This window comes from Paenibacillus sp. FSL W8-0187 (assembly GCF_037969755.1).
Taxonomy (GTDB): Bacteria; Bacillota; Bacilli; order Paenibacillales; family Paenibacillaceae; genus Paenibacillus_AQ.
The window spans coordinates 2,442,458-2,460,648 of sequence record NZ_CP150206.1; the positions used below are offsets into that span (position 1 = coordinate 2,442,458).

Consider the following 18,191-nt stretch of genomic DNA (forward strand, 5'->3'; position numbering starts at 1 on the left):
TGCTTTAAGGAATAGGGAAGTTCCCCGGAGAGATTCAGGGAACTTCCCTATTAGCATTGTGAATAGGTGCACGTACAATAGGAGCTGGGGATCAATTGCCATTCATTACGCTTTAGAAAAGGTGATGGAAATGATCAAAAAGCTGCAGCTTCCGCTGCAAACAATGAATCTGGTGCTTGGCTTTATGGTATGGGTCATCATCTCCGCGCTCTTGCCGTTTATTCGAGAAGATATCTCCATTCCGGCGGACCGGCTCGCTATTCTGACGGCTATTCCGGTGGTGCTGGGTTCGGTCCTCCGGATTCCGCTTGGCTATTACGCCAATGTCGTGGGAGCACGAATTGTTTTTATCGTCAGCTTTATCCTGCTGCTGTTTCCGGTTTATTTTATCAGCTCGGCTTCATCCTTTACGCATTTGGTCATCGGTGGCTTGTTTCTGGGGATCGGAGGGGCCGTGTTCTCGGTCGGTGTGACCTCATTGCCTAAATACTATGCGAAAGAAAAGCTGGGACTCGTAAATGGGATTTACGGGATGGGCAACATTGGCACCGCCATTACCACGTTTGCTGCACCGGTCATCGCGACTCAGATCGGATGGTCCAAAACCGTCCAGCTGTACTTAATTCTGCTGCTGATATTTGCCGTGCTAAATGCACTCTTAGGTGACCGTAAAGAAATCAAGGTGAAAACACCGATTATGGAACAGATCAAGGGTGTATATAAAAATGAAAAACTGTGGTTTTTCTCTCTTTTTTATTTCATCACATTCGGTTCGTTCGTAGCCTTTACGGTGTACTTGCCGAACTTCTTGGTTACCCATTTCGAGCTTGCGAAGGTGGACGCCGGGATGCGGACGGCAGGATTCATTTTGGTAGCCACTTTATTACGTCCTGTAGGCGGCTGGCTTGCGGATAAATTTAAACCGTTGTTCTTATTAATGGGCATATTCTTAGGGCTCACGGCTGCGGCCATCCTGTTGGCATTCTCTCCATCCATTGGCTTATATACGGCCGGATGCTTAACCATTGCCGTTGGTGCCGGTCTCGGAAACGGCGTTATTTTCAAACTCGTGCCCCTTTATTTCAACAAGCAGGCGGGCATTGTGAACGGTATCGTGTCCATGATGGGCGGCCTTGGCGGATTCTTCCCGCCGCTGATGCTTTCCTTTATCCATTCGGCCACAGGGCAGTATTCCATTGGATTCATGGCCTTATCGCAGGTTGCGCTTGCCAGTTTCGTTATTGTGGTATGGATGTACTACCAGGACAAACTTTCCGTGCAATCCGAGGTGTTTAACTCCACCGGCCAGGGGATTCTGGTTACGGATTCGAACGGTAGGATCAATGCCGTCAATCCGGCATTCACGAAGTTAACCGGATATTCGGAGGAGGAAGTGCTCGGCAAAAATCCGAGCGTATTGAAGTCCGGAAGACAATCACCGGCGTTTTATCAGGCGATGTGGTCTGAAATCAGGGAACACGGGAGCTGGCAGGGGGAGATTTGGAACCGCCGGAAAGACGGAGAAGAGTACTTGGAGCTACTTACGATTAACGCGGTAAAGGACGAATCCGGTGACATCGTACAATATGTGGGTACCTTCAGCGATATTACTTATTATCCGCCTGGCCGTTGTTCGAATGGCTGAAGATATGAATCAGGATTGGTATGAGTTGATGGATTGGAGAGGGAGAGACGCATGAAAAAGACGAGGATTGTCATCCCACGGGAGCATGGCGGCTGGGCTATGGTCAGTGTACCCTATATCATAGGAATGGCGGCAGCCAAGCCGGTTCTGCTGCACCTTCCGCTATTTTTGGCCTGGTTATGTTTATATATGGCATCCTATCCGTTTCTGCAATCCTTAAAGAAGACGTCCCAACGTAAAACTTGGATATCCTGGGGGATCGTTTATGCCCTTATCGCCGTTGTTTTTCTGATTCCGGTGCTTGTCTTCAAGCCGTCGATGCTCTGGTTTGCACCTGTGCTGCTCATCCTGATCATGGTGAATGTTTGGCATGTCCTTAAGAAAGCGGAGCGTGCGCTGTTAAATGATATTTGCGCGATTCTGCTGTTCTGTACCGGAGGTGCCGCTGCTTATATGCTGGGGGGCGGTGGTTTCGATCCGATGCTTGCCGCCGTCATTGTGTATAATTTCCTATATTTCACGGGCACCGTGTTCTTTGTCAAATCGGTATTCCGTGAGCGGAAAAACAGGCGCTGGACGATATACGCAAGAATATATCATGCCGTCATGTTGGTTCTGCCGATCATCTTCGGGAATCCGTGGATGTATCTGCCATTCGTATTTCCGTTCATTAAGACGTTACTGTATTCCGGAAAAGCAATGAAACCGATGAAGGTCGGAATCATCGAGATTGTGGGTTCCGTTCAGTTTTTATTGCTGTCCATGATCTTGATGTAGTCTGCCGTTTTCATAAAAATCGATTCCATCGTCCATTCTGTTATAATAAGTGAAGGTATACAGAAGGGAACGATGTTCATATGACATATACAGCGCAGCAGGTGGCCGAATGGATGGTGGAGGAAATCCGGTTTACGGGTAATTTGTATCAGACAGAGGCCATCCGCTATGTACGCGAGAACTTCGGGGAAGAGTTTGTTTTCGTTAACGAAAACGGTAATGCCTCACTGTCCAAGGAAGTGAAGAAGGCATTCCGCAAACTGCATGGCGGTCGGATCGCTTGGGATCGTGACGGATTCATGTGGGCATGGACGTAGTCTTACTGTGGAAAAATAATAAGGGCTGGAGCGGCTTGAGGGCCATCCTGCCTATCATAATGAAAAACAGCTGCCTTGAAACCAGGGCAGCTGTTTTCCATCTTGACTTATTTGATTCGGTGAATCGTGAATTGTCCGGTTGAAGCGTGCAGGGTTTTCACAGCCTGCTCCGGGTCCAACTGGCGATGCCGCTCAAGCGCATAACGGAACTCGTAGAAGCCGCCGAGCGTCGCCTTGAAGTTGGTTTCCCAGTAGTTGGTCAATATCCAGGCATACGTGGAAGGACGGCTGTCCGCAGACTGCATGGTGTGGAGCAGCCGGGGGGCGTGCTCCAGCGTTCCCAGCTGTACGAGCGGCGTGTCTGTCATGGACAGAATGAGCGCTTCCCGTTCTTTGGCCGAGTGCCAGAATATTCCCTCTTGGACACTGGTGTAATCCAGGCAGGTTCCGGGAATCTGATCCTTCCATGGCCGGACATGACAGCCGGCTTTTTCTACATATAGCTCGGCTTCAGTGCCCATAGTGAATGGCAAAGCCACGTAAACATTCTCCGGTAGCCAGACGCTGTCCTTGTGGAAGCGGACGGACACCTCGACACGAGGTTGGTTCGCATACATCTTGATGTGTAGGGCATAGTAGCTGAGCCCTTTCACGTCAAAGACCAGCTCCACCAGGGCAAACAGCGGTCCGTTGTCCAGCACGGTGACTCGGGTCAAGCGTCCGGTATCCTGCTGGACGTTCGTGCCCTTCCGGTTGCGTCCCATGCGGCGGCGGGTTGAGCATATTTCGGACGGATTATGCTCATCCTGTGCCGGCGTTACCTCGTACACGGGGGTGAATGGCGCGTGCTCGCGTGCATCGTCCAGCAGGTCTGCCGAGCGTGTCTTATCGATCCATGCCGTAATGCCTTCGTTCATCTCCCATTCGATCCGGAAGGATTCGGATTCGATCGAACGCTTGCCCACAACGATTGGATATGGAGTTATGGGCTGAGATTGGATGTCGGCAATTCCTTCGCATGCAATCGGTTCGGTGTTGCGCGCAGTCACCATGTTCCCGGAAGCGGAGAGTGCATCCGGTGTTTCGTGCGGATGGATGTACAAGATCCGGGACTCATCCGGTTTAAGTGAGAGCTGCGTGACAAGCGCCCCCGTGTGTGCCAATTGGTACGGTAATGCCTGTCCGGTCGTTTCGTCGATGAGCTCGAACTTTTTCTTCAAGATCACATGTTCCCAACCATCCAGCGGGATGGCGACCTGCAGCGTCGCCGCGGCCGACTCCGTGTTGATCACCTCGTAGCGCAAGGGACGATGAGGGGCAAGCAGTGCGCCCTGACGGGCAACAAGCGTTTTATCCAGCGCCCGGTAAGCCAGCTTGCTGGCTTCAGCCGCATAGGCTTGCTTCCGCACCTCCAGCATTTGCACCTGCGGGTGCCATGGCTCATACACGGAGGAATGATAGCCCCATGTATGCTCGGCGTACATGGTCAGTGCTTGTGAGGCATCCTCGATCTCGGTCAGGCTTGCCGCACCATGGACCGGATCGAGCCGCTTGACCTTGCGAAGGGTGCGCTGGGCATCCCGGTAAATCTGGGTATGCATCGCTGTTGAAGCCACCCCATCGGTCCACCAGTCCGGCCAATCCCCCCGGTGTACCGGAAGCGCGGACAGGTCCTCCTGTTTCAATGCTGCAAAAAATTCGGACAGCGTAGCCATCTTAATGGTGATTTGGTCGCCGTATTGTTCATTCCAATTCGTAATCCACTCCGCGATATCCGCATTCGGGGATGCATTGTCCGTGCCTAGGCCTGAGACCATGACCGGAACGAAGGAGTAGGGGTAGGATTCCTGCTCGAGATTCCATAAATACCGGTTAATCCGTAAAGCAGCGATGTCGTTATGACGTTGTTCAGGCTCCATCAGGTTATGCTGAAGCTCGTCTTTGATGATGTATTTACCCAGTGCATCCGGACAGAACCCGAGCTCGTTGCCGAACATATAATGTTCGCCGTTCCAAACAAGCAGCTTGCCGCCACTTGGACTTTCCCACCAGAACGGCGTTTGTTTGCGGCCCAGCGGATACATGCCGTGATGCGTATGGATGCAGGAAAACAGGTGCTCGATGTTATGTTGCAGCAGGCTTTCGGCATACCCCCAGCTGTACCCGTTAATGTCGGCGGTCATGGCGCTGTCGATCCGATGTCCGAAGGTCTCCGCGAACCTTTGCGCCTTGCCGTGATTCCGCAGAAGGAGGTCGAAATCCGGGAGCTCGGTCATATTGAGATAGGTTCCGGACAGTTCGATATCGCCACGTTTCACCGCTTGTTGAAAAGCTTCTTTCTCTGCCGGAGTTGCTTCTTCGAGAAATTTCTCCACGGCCCAGAAGGTCTCGCAGGTCCAGCGGAATGTTTTCCATTCCGGGCGCTCCCCGCGGTGTGCGGCTTCCGTGATGTCTAGTGCCTGGCGGATAAAATCCACATGGTACTGCTCAATTCTTTCTTGGCGCTCGGTGTAGCCGATATCTGTGTGGGAATGATGGATGACATAGATCGTCCAGGGGCGGGCGGGTCGATGACCGCCTTGCGTGGATAGGTTCATAATATTGGTGACCTCCTATAAATTAATTGGGAGCGGAAACATGATGATCCGGATCCCCGAATAACTTCTCAATGCCGTTAAACACAGCCGCCGTTCCATCTGCGAGAGTATGAACCGGAACGGCATGCCTGCTTAAAGCTAGCTGGATTTCCCTTTCCCATAAGGGCAAGCTGTACGAGATTTGTCCCCCTAGCACTAGGCGGCTAGGTTTGAACTCGGATAGATAAGGGAGAAGCATCTCTCCTAGCTTGGTGCCGTATTCCCGAAATACATCCTGAGCTTGCGTGTTACCGCCCTTGGCTGCTTCAGCGAGGTCGGCTACATCGATCCCGTCGGTCAGGAGACCCCGCTTCGAAGCCATGTTCAGAATGCCCCTTCTCCCGAAATAGCTGTCCACGATGTGATCCCGGTAAGGCTCCGCAAACAGCATTCCGCTGCTTGGGATACCGTGTCTACCGGCTACGATTTGACCATTCTCCACAAAGGCAGAGCCAAGGCCTGTACCGAGCGTAAGGCATAGGAGACGCTCCGATGGGAACCGGATGGAGGCCCCAAGCCCGAACATGAAGGCGTCATTCCCGAACCGGATATCGGCCGCAGTCAGACGATTCATTGTGACACCCGGGAAGGATGACTTGAGTCTCTGAAATTCGAAACGGAGCAGATCCCGAACCGACAGCTTGAACAGGGCTTCATATTTGCCGATGCCTTGAAGAAGCGCGATGCCCTTTGCATAATCGAAGGGCCCCGGAAAAGCAAAGCCGATCCGGATCGAATCGTAATAATCCAATGGCCGGAAGGCCGAAGCGTAATAGGTGATCAAATCATGACAGGCTTGAGCAAAGCTGGCGATTGTATCCGCCGCGGCTCCTTGGGATTCTGAAGGCCGGGTTAGGAACGAGCCGGGGATTAGCTGCCCGTTCACGATGAGCGCTCCCTTCAACGCAGTGCCGCCAGCATCGAGCGCGATCGTGATAGGGGCAGGAGAAGGCACGCTTTCTGGATCGGCGCTATCATTGCGGCTCATTGAGTCTCCCCACTTTCGGTTGCCCAGTGAGGCGGAAGAAGCGGAAGATTCCACTCCGGATTGACTCTGGCGGCGATCAAGGTGCACGGGGAGCCGGACAGGTTCTCCAGACGGTATTCTCCCACACATGCCGGGACGATGTAGGATTCCGCATAACCCCATTCAACGGCCGCACCCTCGTCCGCTGCCGGTACAAGGCGGACACGTTCACCTTCCACAAGGTTGTACATGACGAATTCTCCTTGTGTGTCTGCATTCCATGTTTCATGCAGGGTCAGCCTGCTAACCTGGAATAGCAGATCATCCCGTTGACCGAGCAGTTCCTCCGCACTACGGCCTTGACGGCTTATGACGGTTGGCTGGGCGATAAGTCCGCTTTCTACCGCTGACGTATTCATGGCGTCATTGATATTGTGGTGTGCATGCTCAGGGTTCATCGGGCGCGGCTTGCCATCTGCGTCCATCCGTAAGTAATCGTAGATCTTGAACGTGAACCACCAGGTGGTTGAGGAGATTTCCAGCACCAGATTATCCCTGCCAGAGCAGTGGACCGTGCCTGGTGGAATGAGGTAAAGACCCCCTGTTTGCGAATCGTACTCGTTAACGTAGTCGGAGAGCTGAAGCGGCTTTTCCTGAAGCTGGGCGTCTTCCACTGCTTCAAGCAGACGTCCGCCGCTAATTCCTTCCTTCAGCCCGAGATACACCTTGGCTCCCGGGGCATTCCGCATGATGTAGTACGACTCTTGCTGCGTCATATGTTCATTGAACCGTGACTCGGCATATTCTTGCAGCGGATGCACCTGCAGCGATAGCTCGCCGCCCTGCATTGTATCCAGATAATCAAACCGGATCGGGAAATAATCGCCGAATAGCCTGACATTACGCTTTCCCATGATCTCTTGAGGCGCTGCCTCCATCAGCAATGTGAACGGAATCTCGAAGGTGATATCCTGCACGCACAGCAGAAGCGTATTCTCGGGAGCGATGGGCTCAAAGCTCCAGGCGCAGTTCGGCCATTCGTCGGGAAGGCCGCATAATTCCTTAAGGTATTGACCACCCCATATTCCCGGGGCAAAAAACGGCTTGACCCGAAACGGCTGCTGACTCGCTTTATGCAGTACGTTTGCCAAGGTTGCTGCCGGCAGCCACACCGGCTCTTCCGGACGATTGAAGTCCATGTAGAACGCTTTATTGTCCGAGCGTTCGGCATGGGTATAATGGGCTAACCAGTCACGACGGTAAGTCTCCCAGACGGGCCATTCGAGAAATAAACAATTCTTGTAAGTCTCAACCTTGTCGTGGGAGATGCCCAAGCCGAAGCTGCCCATCTGCTGGGCATGACGCCGCTGCTGGTTTTCGCGGGAGTAATCGGCGTAGAAACGAAGGTCGGGGGTCCGGCCTTCAAGCAGCGAAGCGCCGGGTCCGTGCAGTACGTATATGCCGCGCATCGCGTCAGATTCAAGCGCACTTTTTTTCAAGGCAGACCGTGCATCCTGTTGAAAATATTGAATGGGACGTACATCGGTTGCTTTATAGCCGAATGCCCGGTTGTCAGTCAGATAAGGAGCCATCTCGGCCCGGAGCTCGGCTTCGGGTTTGACATAATCGGACGTGGAATCGCATGTGAAGGTGATCCCTTCTTGCTCACAGGTTTGCTGAAGCTTTGCCAGAAGTTTATCGAAATCCGCGCCGTGTGTTCCGTCAAGCGTAATGAAGATACTGCTCTTTTCTTGCACTTCATGCTGGGATTTTTGTTTGTAGGTCGATAGGATCAATGAACACCATGAGTCGATCCCGCTCTTCATGAATTGGGGTCCGTTTCGAAAGTCCAAGTGGTTGATCGGGTGTGATTGAAAGGCTGTTGCAGGTTTCATGGATAGATGGATCCTCCCTTCCGGAATGTCTGTTACGACTTCATTGTAGAAGGCAAGGGAGGATCCGTCTTTATAAAAAGAGGAAGTGTTTTTGTACGATCAGGACATCGACGTCTCTAGCCGCTAAAGCTCGGAGTCGTAACGACCTTCCGAAAACTGCGACCGCCGGAAGCGGGCCGGGGTTACACCAAGTTTAGATGTAAACACCCGGGTGAAGTAGTGCACGGACTCGAATCCGCAAGAGATGGCAATCTCTTTGATCTGCCGGTCTGTATTCAGAAGCAGGTGTTTAGCCTGCTGCACACGCTGCTCCTGCACATAATGAACAAAGGATTGATGTCCGTATTTCCGGAACAGTCTTGTCAAATGACGGGTCGTAACGTGAAGATGGCCAGCCACCCGCTCCAGCGAGAGCGGCTCGCCCAGATTATCCTTGATAAACAATTCGGCCTGATGAAACATCGAAGCTCCTTCTTCGTTTGCTCCACCATCGGAAGGTTCTTGGTAGAAACCGGGGCCGTGGGCTGCCAGAATCGATAATATGAGTGAAATAGCCATGCTGTTCAGCATATGCGGCGGGTGCTGCTTACCGCCAGAGCCCGACTGAAACACGGATAACAGCGAAAGCCACAAGAGTCCAGGCGCTTGCCCGGCACCTTCCTGAAGCACCGGAATGCCTTGGCTGGCTAACCTTCGGAAAGCAGCCGTATGGAAATCGTTGTTTGCCGATTCATCCAGCTCAAAGGCAACATAACATAAGGCCAAGCCTTCTCTGCTCTTAATTTGGTGCTGGACCCCCGGCCTTGAGAGAAACAGGGTGCCTGGATGAAGATGGAACTCTGTCTCGTTTTCGATATACGATCCACGGCCTGTCAACACGTAACAGGCTTCAAAAAAAGAATGCCTATGCTCCGTATTATCGTAGTGGCGCGGCATAAATCCCCAGTAGTGGATCCGGATGCTCAGTTCCTGCTGATCGATACGGTTCAGGGTTCGGTTTAATATGGAATTGGCCCGTTTAAATAACGGGATGTAAGTTTCGTCATTGATTTGCATGGGAGAAAGTGCTCCTTCTGGGAATTGGCAAATATGTCTACCAAGAGTATAGGACTAAATAGTAGTTATGATCACTCTCTATTTTATATCACAGATAAGTTTTATTGAAAAAATGGGTATAGTGATGTAATGCATAGACAGCTACACATGTTCTTCATAAGTAGTTGCTATGCTATGAACATTCAATATAAGAGAGGAGTTCATCATATGTCAGCTAAGAAACGATGGAAGCCGCTTATTCTGGTTGCGTTAGCATCCCTCATCCTCATACTGGGTGCCTGCGGTAATACGAAAAGCGCAAACCCCGATAACAAGGAAAACACGGAGGCCACCGGGAACATGGATGACATGGATCATGGCAGCATGAACCATTCCGGCTCGGGGGAGGTTCCGGAAGGGTTGAAGCCGGCAGAGAATCCAACCTATGCGGTGGGCACCGAAGCGATCATTGAATCCGACCACATGCCCGGAATGAAGGGGGCAAAAGCAACGATTGTCGGGGCGTACGATACGACGGTGTACACGATATCGTATACGCCGACGAGCGGCGGACCTGAAGTAAAGGATCATAAATGGGTGATTCATGAGGAGATGAAGGATGCCGGGAAGGAGCCCCTAAAGCCCGGAACGGAAGCCGTCGTGAATGCGGATCATATGGAGGGAATGAAGGGAGCCACTGCCGTTATCGATTCCGCCGAACAAACGACGGTCTATATGGTGGATTTCACGACGACAACCGGCGAAGAAGTCAAGAACCATAAGTGGGTGACGGAAAGCGAGCTGGCCCCCGTACAATAGAAGTTTTATGAAAAAAAGAAAACAATCGTTCTCTATACATGAGAGCGATTGTTTTTCTATGCATGTGGCCGTACAGTTCAGCTTTCTTTGATCTGCTTCAGTGCGTCCGTCACTTCCGGATAGCGAAACTGGAAGCCGTGACGTTGGGCCTTAGCCGGCAGGATACGCTGGCCCTTTAGCAGAATGAGCGACATTTCGCCCAGGATGGCTTGGAGCATGAAAGCAGGCAGGGGGAGCCAGTGCGGACGGTGATAGACCTTGGCGATGCTCCTGCCGAATTCATCGTTCGTGACCGCATGCGGGGAAGCCGCATTCACGACTCCGGATATGTCCTCGTGCAGGATGCAATAATCGATGAGTTCCACGATATCGTCGATATGTATCCAGGAGAGCCATTGTTTGCCGCTGCCGATCTTGCCGCCTACGCCTAGTTTATAGGGCAGCAGCATTTTGGGAAGGGCTCCGCCTTTACCTCCCAGAACAACGCTGATGCGCAGCTTAATTAACCGGTCAACCGGGATGCGGTCGGCCGCTTGCTCCCATTGCAACACAACCTCGGACGGGAAATCCATAACCGTGGCAGGACTTTCCTCATCAAATGTTTCAAACTCGGATGTGCCGTAAATGGCCATCGCCGAAGCTTGAACTACGACCGGAGGTTTATGCTCCAGGCGGTCCATCAGTTCGGCTACGGAGGAGACGGTTCGTTGTCTTGACTGAAGGATTCTCTGCTTGCCTGCTTGCGTCCAGCGCTGACTAAGGGAAGAGCCAGCTAGGTTAACGATGGCATCCAAATCCTCAAACCGCTCGGGATGGGACTTCATCTCATCCCAGGTCAGATAGGATATAGGCCCGTCTTGTTGGCGATTGGGAGGAACTTCCGGCTTCGATCTTGTGACGATGATAACGTCATGTCCATCGCGCTGCCAACGCGAACACAATGCCTGCCCAATGAAACCGGTGCCTCCGCAAATGGCTATTCTCATATGAACCTCCTTATACTTTTAATTTGTCCTGAACATTATACAATCCATTATACAAAAAATGCGGTATGATTCCGTTATATGATTTTTCGGTCATTACTTCATTTTGTCCATGATTTAAATGGTAAGGGGTGCGGGATGGGACTTATAGAGAAACTTCAAACTTTGATCATCATGGGTGCGGTGGCAATCGGGCTGTTATTGGGGCAGTTTCCGGTTGTTTCGGAATATGCAGACTACGGGATCGTTCCTTTTTTGCTGCTGATGTTGTATGGATTGTTCTTGACGATACCGCTGCAGCAGTTAAGAGAGGCGTTCAAGAACATTAAGTTTCTGGGGGCGAGCACCGCCATTAATTTTATCTGGACGTCGCTGCTTGCTTGGGGACTCGGCGCTGTTTTTCTGTCGGATCACCCGGCGCTTTGGATCGGATTCATTATGTTGATGGTGACCCCATGTACCGACTGGTATTTGGTGTTTACCTCGATTGCCAAGGGGAACGTGCCCTTGTCAACATCGGTGCTGCCCATTAATCTGATCCTCCAGGTGCTGCTGCTTCCGCTATATTTGCTCTTGTTCTCCGGTACGATCGAAACGATATCGCTGGAAACATTGATCGAAAGCGTGCTGCTTGTGCTTGTAGTTCCGTTCACTCTTGCACATCTCACCCGTTTCTTGCTGAGAGCGAAGAAAGAGGCGCTGGAGCACAAGGTGCTGCCATTTTTTGGCCGGGCACAGATTGTCTTTCTATGTCTTGCCATTGTCGCGATGTTTGCGTCACAAGGGTCATACTTATTGAATCATATGGACATGATTTATATTCTCATTGTTCCGATCTTGATTTATTTTATGATGAATTACACGCTGGGCAGCGTAGTGGGCAGAATGCTGCGTTTCTCTTACGAGGATTCGGTCAGCCTCCATTTAACGATCATTGCCCGGAACTCCCCGGTAGCTCTCGCGATCGCCGTGACGGCCTTTCCGGAACAACCCGTGATTGCTCTAGCCTTGGTCATCGGCCCGTTGATCGAACTGCCCGTGCTTGCTGTTGTCTCTCAGCTGCTGCTTCTATCAAGAAGAATGAAAGTGAAGTCGATTAAATAACTGTGCTCAGACCCTATCAGGAAAGTGGCTCGGTGAATCGCAGTATCAGGATAAGCTGCAAAGCTTGAGTGAGAGAGGAACCAGAAAAACAGTTTGCCGCACCCGTTGTTATTTGAGCCAGGGGGTGAACAAACTGTTTTTTTATGCAATTGCAAGTCTGTTTCGGATCGTCACGCAAACGCTTGCCTTACAATCCCAATGGCCTGGTCCAGTTCCGCTTTGGTGATGATGAGCGGAGGGGCGAAGCGGATAATGGATTCATGGGTTTCTTTGCAGAGCAAACCGAGATCCTTTAGTGTCTCGCAGTAGGTTCTGGCTGGAACCTTCAGTTCCATGCCGATGAATAGGCCCCTGCCGCGCACCTCCTGAATATCGCGATGCCGGATGGATCGAAGCTGCTGAAGAAAATAGTCGCCGAGCTCCTTGGAGCTGCCTTCCAGCCCTTCCTCCAGGAATACATCCATGGAAGCGATGGCTACCGCGCAGCCGAGGGGATTCCCGCCGAAGGTGGAGCCGTGGGACCCCGGCTCGAATACACCGAGAATATCGGCGTCCGCCGCCACGGCAGAGACTGGGAAAACACCGCCGCCCAGCGCTTTTCCGAGGATGTACATATCCGGCATGACATCCTCCCAGTCGCAGGCAAAACGTTTTCCTGTCCTGCCGAAGCCGGTCTGGATTTCGTCCGCGAGCAGAAGAACGCGATGCTGCTTGCACAGCTCCATTGCGCCGCTAAGGTATCCGTCAGGAGGGATAATGATGCCGGATTCTCCCTGGATCGGCTCTACAAGAAAGGCGGCCGTATTCGGTGAGATGGCCTGCTTCAGCGCTTCCAGGTCGCCATAGGGGATGACTTTGAAGCCCGGCGTGAAAGGGCCGAAGTCTTCCCGATATTCGCTGGATGAGGAGAAGGAAGTGACGGTGATGGTGCGGCCGTGGAAATTACCTTCGCAGACGATGATTTCGGCCTGATTGGCCGGTATGCCTTTCTTCCGGTAAGCATAGCGGCGTGCTGCCTTGAGTGCCGTCTCAACAGCCTCGGCCCCCGTATTCATGGGAAGAATCATGTCTTTGTGGGTGAAAGCAGACAGCTTCTCGTAAAACTCGCCCAGTTGATCATGATGGAATGCGCGCGAAGTCAGTGTCACCTTATCTGCTTGTTCCTTTAAAGCGCCGATTATTCGGGGATGACAATGACCTGCATTCAGCGCTGAGTAGGCGCTTAACATATCGATGTACCGCTTGCCGTCCGAATCCGTCACATGGATGCCTGCAGCTTTGGCAATGACAATGGGTAGCGGGTGGTAGTTTCTCGCACCGTACCTTTCGGCTTTCTCGATATGTGGGTTTGAAGGGTCCATAGTGTAACCTCCTTGGGAGTCTTAAGAAACCTAACCGGCGGCTGGCACCGGATACCGCGCCAAAAAAGCCTCTCATAATCAAGTATGAGGACGCGTCACAAGATGCTTTCGCCCAGCATGGAGCCGATTAAGCCGACAAGCAGCCGGGACGTTGTCTGTCCGCGGTCCAGCAGCGGGTTGTTCTCCACGAATTCAGCCGAGGTCAGAATAGCGGATTCCGACAGCATCTCCATGGCCAGATGCGCTTCCCGGTAACTGAGTCCGCCCTGAACCGGCGTTCCCGTTCCAGGTGCGATTTTCGGATCGACACTATCGATATCGAAGGAGAGGTGAACGCCATCCGTGCCCGTTGACGCTATTCGGATAGCCTCCTTCATGACCCGGAACATGCCCATGCGGTCGATGTCCTGCATCGTGAAGCAGGTAATGCCTTCCCGACGGATGAAATCCCGTTCGCCCTGATCGAGGGAACGAGCGCCAATGAGCACTACATGCTCCGGCTTGATCGTTGATTTTACGCCGCCGATCGATGTTAGCCGTGCATCGCCTCTTCCCAAGCTGACAGCCAGCGACATGCCGTGGATATTGCCGCTTGGAGTTGTATCCGGCGTATTGAGATCGGAGTGAGCATCAATCCAGATGACGCCCAGGCTTTGATAGTGCCGGGTAAGCCCGGCTAGCGTGCCGATTGCAATGCTATGGTCACCGCCAAGGACAAGCGGGAAGACGCCCGATTGTGCCAGGGCAGACACATGAGCTGCGAGCTGCTCGTTAATCGTTATGACTTCTTTCAGATGTTTTAATTGAGGATCGTGCGTTTCATCCTTGTGTTCGGGGAGTCCAGCAAGGTCATCGACCTGGTAGGATACACCGAGCATGTCAAGCTTTCGTTTCAAGCCGGCTCCGAAAATCGCATTCGGTCCCTGGCTTGCGCCGCGGCGGGTAGCACCCCGGTCAAACGGCACCGGGACGATGGTTACGGTGGACGGAAGATTTCTCATCATAGGCTCACCTCCACTTTGTATCAGTGTATTCAGGAGCCCGGCTAAGTGACTTGGGCAAACCCCTATACAAGCTGATCCAATATGGAAAGTTGAGGTGAAGCTGCCATCAGAAAAATACCCCTGATGCATGATTCATAGGGCACCGCGGAGGGCCTTATGATCCTGTATCAAGGGTTGCAATTCGTTCATATAGGACAGTATATGAGGTCTGTCTTCCGAGAAAGTACGTCGATCGACGTTTATTTCACCGTTTTATTATAGGTCTCGATCTTGGAGCTGATCTCCTGAGCGGCTTTGTCCAGTGCTTCCTGCGCCGTTTTTTGACCGTTTAGCACTTCCTCGATGGCCGTTTCCGTCAGCTGGCGGGCTTCAGGGAACACGCCCATGACAGCGCCTTGCGTTGCCAGGTTGGCCGTCGTTTGATGCAATTGATCCACGGCCGTCTGGAATTGCGGATATTTCTCCAGGTTTTCCTTTACCAGGGTCTCTTCGTAAGCTTTAGTTGTTACCGGGAAGTAACCTGTGTTGACATGCCAGTAGGCTTGCGTTTGCGGCTCGGCCAAATATTTCATGAATTCCCAGGCTGCCTGCTGCTCTTCTTCCGATTTGTTGTTCATCAGCCACAGGCTTGCACCGCCGATAATAACGCCGCCTTCGCCGCCGTCAGCCGGTTTGGGCAGGAACGCCGTACCGACTTCGAATTTGCCTTCCGCTGCGCTGACGATTCCGCGGAGGGAAGCCGTCGAGTCCAGCGTCATGGCAATTTGACCTGCTGCAAATGCTTTTTTGGTGTCATCCGTTTTACGTCCCAGGTTCAGGAGCACCTTATCGTCCAGCATTTGCTTCCACCATTCCAGCGTCTTCACGGCAGCGCCGTTGTTGACCTGCGAAGCGGTTGCCGGGGAAGTGCGGCCATTGCCGTTGTTCAGCAGCTCAACGCCTTGATTCGCAAGGAATTGTTCCATGAGCCAGCCATAGATGGCGAAGGATGCTCCGGTTTGGCCGCCTTTTGTCAGCGCTTTTGCCGCTTCCGCTACCTCTTCGTAGGTTTTGGGAGGGTTTTCCGGGTCGAGACCCGCCGCTTTAAAAGCGTCCTTGTTGTAATACAGAATCGGGTTGGAGGAGTTAAACGGCATGGAGTACAATTTGTTGTCGAATGTATAGTAATTTTTGATATTCGGTTCCAAGGAGGAAATGTCGTATGCTTCAGCATCCATGAAGTCCTGAACCGGACGGATGGCCTTGGTATCCATCATGAAACGACTGCCGATTTCGTACACCTGGATCATGCTTGGACCGCTCTTTGATCCCAAGGAGGCCTTCAGCTTGTTCAAGCTTTCATCATACGTTCCTTGAAACACGCCCTCAACCTGAATATCCTTGTGGGCCGCATTAAAATCGGAGATCAGCTTGTCCGCGACAGTCCCGAGCTCCCCGCTCATGGAATGCCACCACACAACCTTAACAGGATCTTTGGCTGGCTCGCTGCCGGCAGCAACGGTCGTTTCTCCAGCGGCTGGCGTATTGCTGCAAGCGGCGCTGATCAGCATGAAGCAGGAAAGCAGGAGCAGCGCGAAGGACCTTTTACCAAAACGTTTCATGATCGGTTAATCTCTCCCTTTTTGAAAATAAAGTATGGTTTGATCTATCAGAAATTGCGCGGCCCGTTTCTTATCGATAACCGGCACGCAAGGCTGATTCATTATAGTCCGAATTAATATAGCGATTAGCCCTTCAACGCACCTGCCGTGATGCCGCGGACAAGCGGCTTCAAACCGAGCGCAAGCAGCAGCAGGGAAGGAAGCAGCAGAAGGAGTACGCCGGATAGAATCAAATTCCACGAATTCATCTCTTCGAACTGCAGCATGCCAATCCCGATCTGAACGGTACGCATTTCAACGCGGTTGGTGGTCAAGAGCGGCCACAGGTACATGTTCCAATTGTTCAGGAACGAGTACACGCCCAGCGTGGCAATTCCAGGTACGGATAACGGCACCACCATGCTCAGAAAAATCCGGACATGGCCGCAGCCGTCCACCCGGGCCGCTTCAAACAGCTCCTTCGGCAGCTGCAAAAAGGCTTGTCTGAGCAGGAAGGTTCCGAAGGCGGTTGCCAGGAATGGAACGATAAGCCCCTGGTAGGTATCGAGCCAATTCAAGCTTTTGACCGTCAGATAGTTCGGGATCATGATCACTTCCCACGGGATCATCATGGTGGCGAGAAAGAGGCTGAACAGCAGCGTTTTACCCGGGAACCGGAGGAAGGCAAAGGCGTATGCCGCCAGGCTTGCGGTCACGATCTGCCCGACCATGATGGCAATGGAGACGACCAGGCTGTTCCCGATAAAGGTAAGGACAGGGATCGTATCGATCACCTTGGCGAAATTGGACAGATTGATGGCTTCCGGAAGCAGAGGCGGCGGATAAACGGCCGATTCAGCCTCGCTCATAAGCGATGTCGACAAGGTGTATAGAAGCGGAAAGGCAACGACCAGCGAACAGAGAAGCAGCGCGAAGTAGATGAAGCTTTTGGGCATGAGACGCATGTTCATTGGTAATGCACCTTCTTCTCCACGAATTTAAATTGAAAGACGGTCAGCAGCAGAATGATCGCAAACAGGATGAGCGCTTGCGCACTGCCGATGCCGAAGCGGAAGTTGACGAATGCATCCTGATAGATATTGAACACGATGACGTTGGTGCTGTTCATCGGACCGCCCTTGGTCAGGATGTTGATCTGTCCAAACGCTTGGAAGGCGCCAATCACTGACACGACGGATGTGAAGAATAACGTAGGGGAGATCAGCGGCATCGTAATCCGGAAGAAGGTTCTTAACGGACCGGAACCGTCAATCTTGGTACTGTCATAGATATCCTCGGATACGCCCTGCATGCCGCTCAGCATCAGGATGTAATTAAACCCAAGATTCATCCAGACCGTCATGATGGCAACGGAGATCATGGCCCATTTCGGATCGGTCAGCCATTGGATGGGCTGCGTGCCCAGTTGCGACAGGAAATAATTCAGCATGCCCATAGTCGGATGGTAGAGGATCATCCAGATCATCGAGCCGGTACCGACGGACACGGCCATGGGCAGCGAGAATATAAAACGGAATATTTTCATGCCTTTCAGTTTATTATGCGTCAGGGCTGCGAGCAGTATGGCGGCTGCCATGCCGGTCGGGACCGTCAGTACGATAAACAGCAGTGTGTTGCCGAAGCTGGTATAAAACATCTCGGAGGCCAGTATCTCCTTGAAATTATCGAACCCTACGAATTCGGCTACCCGGCCTTGAGGATCGGTCAGGAACAAGCTCAGATAGACGGATTTGAGCAGCGGATAGAACAGAAATAGACCGAAAATGAGCAGCGATGGTGCTAGACATGCATAAGCGAGCATGATTTCCCTGCGTCTTGTTTTCTTGATAGAGATCGGTTTTGCGGCTGTCGAAGGCCCAGCTTCGCTAACCGGCGGCGTCAGAGAATGACCCGGAGAGGGAAGCATAAATTCTTTTTCCATAATCATGTTTACCTCACTTTCCTGCTTGGCCTTACAGGTATTGAGTATAGGAGCCGGATGTAAACTCCAGTAAAGGTTTTTGTAAGAATACCGTAATTTATTGCTGGCCATGTTATTACTGAAGGT

The 18,191-nt window shown here is 52.2% G+C and carries 15 protein-coding genes; 5 read left to right on the forward strand and 10 right to left on the reverse strand.

Annotated elements, in window-relative coordinates; genetic code table 11:
* The first annotated feature begins 130 nt into the window (after positions 1–130).
* From MKY48_RS10825 to MKY48_RS10835, 3 genes are all read left to right on the forward strand, one after another.
* On the forward strand, positions 131–1,645 hold the full coding sequence (locus tag MKY48_RS10825) for an MFS transporter (RefSeq protein WP_339272036.1): 1,515 nt from the start codon (positions 131–133) through the stop codon (positions 1,643–1,645).
* A 51-nt stretch (positions 1,646–1,696) separates the two neighbouring features.
* Entirely contained in the window at positions 1,697–2,422 is a 726-nt protein-coding gene (locus MKY48_RS10830; protein WP_339272037.1) for a YwiC-like family protein, read from the forward strand.
* 80 nt (positions 2,423–2,502) lie between these two features.
* Complete coding sequence (locus MKY48_RS10835; protein WP_076320777.1) at positions 2,503–2,739, forward strand: hypothetical protein; 237 nt, start codon at positions 2,503–2,505, stop codon at positions 2,737–2,739.
* 107 nt (positions 2,740–2,846) lie between these two features.
* Here MKY48_RS10835 and MKY48_RS10840 read toward each other — a convergent pair whose 3' ends face one another.
* The 4 genes from MKY48_RS10840 to MKY48_RS10855 all read right to left on the reverse strand — a co-directional run bounded on the left by MKY48_RS10840 (position 2,847) and on the right by MKY48_RS10855 (position 9,293).
* The gene (locus tag MKY48_RS10840) at positions 2,847–5,336 is read right to left on the reverse strand and encodes a glycoside hydrolase (RefSeq protein ID WP_339272038.1); all 2,490 of its coding nucleotides are present in this window, start codon (positions 5,334–5,336) and stop codon (positions 2,847–2,849) included.
* Positions 5,337–5,358: 22 nt separating this feature from the next.
* Positions 5,359–6,363 carry an ROK family protein gene (locus MKY48_RS10845; RefSeq protein ID WP_339272039.1) on the reverse strand — a complete coding sequence of 335 codons (1,005 nt, stop codon included), beginning with the start codon at positions 6,361–6,363 and terminating at the stop codon, positions 5,359–5,361.
* Positions 6,360–8,237, reverse strand: coding sequence for a class I mannose-6-phosphate isomerase (locus MKY48_RS10850; protein WP_339272040.1), 1,878 nt, complete (start codon positions 8,235–8,237; stop codon positions 6,360–6,362). Before MKY48_RS10850 ends, MKY48_RS10845 begins: the two co-directional genes overlap by 4 nt.
* Before the next feature lie 123 nt (positions 8,238–8,360).
* Positions 8,361–9,293: an AraC family transcriptional regulator gene (locus MKY48_RS10855; RefSeq protein WP_339272041.1), complete on the reverse strand. Its 933-nt coding sequence runs from the start codon at positions 9,291–9,293 to the stop codon at positions 8,361–8,363.
* Positions 9,294–9,500: 207 nt separating this feature from the next.
* On the opposite strand from MKY48_RS10855, the gene MKY48_RS10860 reads away from it, so the two are divergent.
* The gene (locus MKY48_RS10860) at positions 9,501–10,091 is read left to right on the forward strand and encodes a YdhK family protein (protein WP_339272042.1); all 591 of its coding nucleotides are present in this window, start codon (positions 9,501–9,503) and stop codon (positions 10,089–10,091) included.
* Between the two features lie 77 nt (positions 10,092–10,168).
* Here the strand turns inward: MKY48_RS10860 and MKY48_RS10865 are convergent, their stop codons facing one another.
* A complete protein-coding gene (locus MKY48_RS10865; RefSeq protein ID WP_339272043.1) occupies positions 10,169–11,077 on the reverse strand; it encodes a TIGR01777 family oxidoreductase in 909 nt (302 codons plus the stop codon).
* A 135-nt stretch (positions 11,078–11,212) separates the two neighbouring features.
* Between MKY48_RS10865 and MKY48_RS10870 the strand changes: the two genes are divergently transcribed.
* Positions 11,213–12,178 carry a bile acid:sodium symporter gene (locus tag MKY48_RS10870; protein WP_339292897.1) on the forward strand — a complete coding sequence of 322 codons (966 nt, stop codon included), beginning with the start codon at positions 11,213–11,215 and terminating at the stop codon, positions 12,176–12,178.
* A gap of 170 nt (positions 12,179–12,348) precedes the next feature.
* Here the strand turns inward: MKY48_RS10870 and MKY48_RS10875 are convergent, their stop codons facing one another.
* The 5 genes from MKY48_RS10875 to MKY48_RS10895 all read right to left on the reverse strand — a co-directional run bounded on the left by MKY48_RS10875 (position 12,349) and on the right by MKY48_RS10895 (position 18,071).
* The gene (locus MKY48_RS10875) at positions 12,349–13,539 is read right to left on the reverse strand and encodes an ornithine--oxo-acid transaminase (protein ID WP_076320785.1); all 1,191 of its coding nucleotides are present in this window, start codon (positions 13,537–13,539) and stop codon (positions 12,349–12,351) included.
* Between the two features lie 95 nt (positions 13,540–13,634).
* Entirely contained in the window at positions 13,635–14,543 is a 909-nt protein-coding gene (rocF, locus tag MKY48_RS10880) for an arginase (protein WP_076320786.1), read from the reverse strand.
* A gap of 239 nt (positions 14,544–14,782) precedes the next feature.
* A complete protein-coding gene (locus tag MKY48_RS10885) occupies positions 14,783–16,144 on the reverse strand; it encodes an ABC transporter substrate-binding protein (RefSeq protein WP_339272045.1) in 1,362 nt (453 codons plus the stop codon).
* A gap of 125 nt (positions 16,145–16,269) precedes the next feature.
* Complete coding sequence (locus tag MKY48_RS10890; RefSeq protein WP_339272046.1) at positions 16,270–17,094, reverse strand: carbohydrate ABC transporter permease; 825 nt, start codon at positions 17,092–17,094, stop codon at positions 16,270–16,272.
* Positions 17,091–18,071: a sugar ABC transporter permease gene (locus tag MKY48_RS10895; RefSeq protein ID WP_339272047.1), complete on the reverse strand. Its 981-nt coding sequence runs from the start codon at positions 18,069–18,071 to the stop codon at positions 17,091–17,093. Before MKY48_RS10895 ends, MKY48_RS10890 begins: the two co-directional genes overlap by 4 nt.
* Between the last annotated feature and the right edge of the window lie 120 nt (positions 18,072–18,191).

Excerpts from the sequence above, each read along its gene's own strand:
- MKY48_RS10825 (WP_339272036.1), top strand. The coding sequence starts at position 131 with ATGATCAAAAAGCTGCAGCTTCCGCTGCAAACAATGAATCTGGTGCTT.
- MKY48_RS10830 (WP_339272037.1), top strand. The coding sequence starts at position 1,697 with ATGAAAAAGACGAGGATTGTCATCCCACGGGAGCATGGCGGCTGGGCT.
- MKY48_RS10835 (WP_076320777.1), top strand. The coding sequence starts at position 2,503 with ATGACATATACAGCGCAGCAGGTGGCCGAATGGATGGTGGAGGAAATC.
- MKY48_RS10840 (WP_339272038.1), bottom strand. The coding sequence starts at position 5,336 with ATGAACCTATCCACGCAAGGCGGTCATCGACCCGCCCGCCCCTGGACG.
- MKY48_RS10845 (WP_339272039.1), bottom strand. The coding sequence starts at position 6,363 with ATGAGCCGCAATGATAGCGCCGATCCAGAAAGCGTGCCTTCTCCTGCC.
- MKY48_RS10850 (WP_339272040.1), bottom strand. The coding sequence starts at position 8,237 with ATGAAACCTGCAACAGCCTTTCAATCACACCCGATCAACCACTTGGAC.
- MKY48_RS10855 (WP_339272041.1), bottom strand. The coding sequence starts at position 9,293 with ATGCAAATCAATGACGAAACTTACATCCCGTTATTTAAACGGGCCAAT.
- MKY48_RS10860 (WP_339272042.1), top strand. The coding sequence starts at position 9,501 with ATGTCAGCTAAGAAACGATGGAAGCCGCTTATTCTGGTTGCGTTAGCA.
- MKY48_RS10865 (WP_339272043.1), bottom strand. The coding sequence starts at position 11,077 with ATGAGAATAGCCATTTGCGGAGGCACCGGTTTCATTGGGCAGGCATTG.
- MKY48_RS10870 (WP_339292897.1), top strand. The coding sequence starts at position 11,213 with ATGGGACTTATAGAGAAACTTCAAACTTTGATCATCATGGGTGCGGTG.
- MKY48_RS10875 (WP_076320785.1), bottom strand. The coding sequence starts at position 13,539 with ATGGACCCTTCAAACCCACATATCGAGAAAGCCGAAAGGTACGGTGCG.
- rocF (WP_076320786.1), bottom strand. The coding sequence starts at position 14,543 with ATGATGAGAAATCTTCCGTCCACCGTAACCATCGTCCCGGTGCCGTTT.
- MKY48_RS10885 (WP_339272045.1), bottom strand. The coding sequence starts at position 16,144 with ATGAAACGTTTTGGTAAAAGGTCCTTCGCGCTGCTCCTGCTTTCCTGC.
- MKY48_RS10890 (WP_339272046.1), bottom strand. The coding sequence starts at position 17,094 with ATGAACATGCGTCTCATGCCCAAAAGCTTCATCTACTTCGCGCTGCTT.
- MKY48_RS10895 (WP_339272047.1), bottom strand. The coding sequence starts at position 18,071 with ATGATTATGGAAAAAGAATTTATGCTTCCCTCTCCGGGTCATTCTCTG.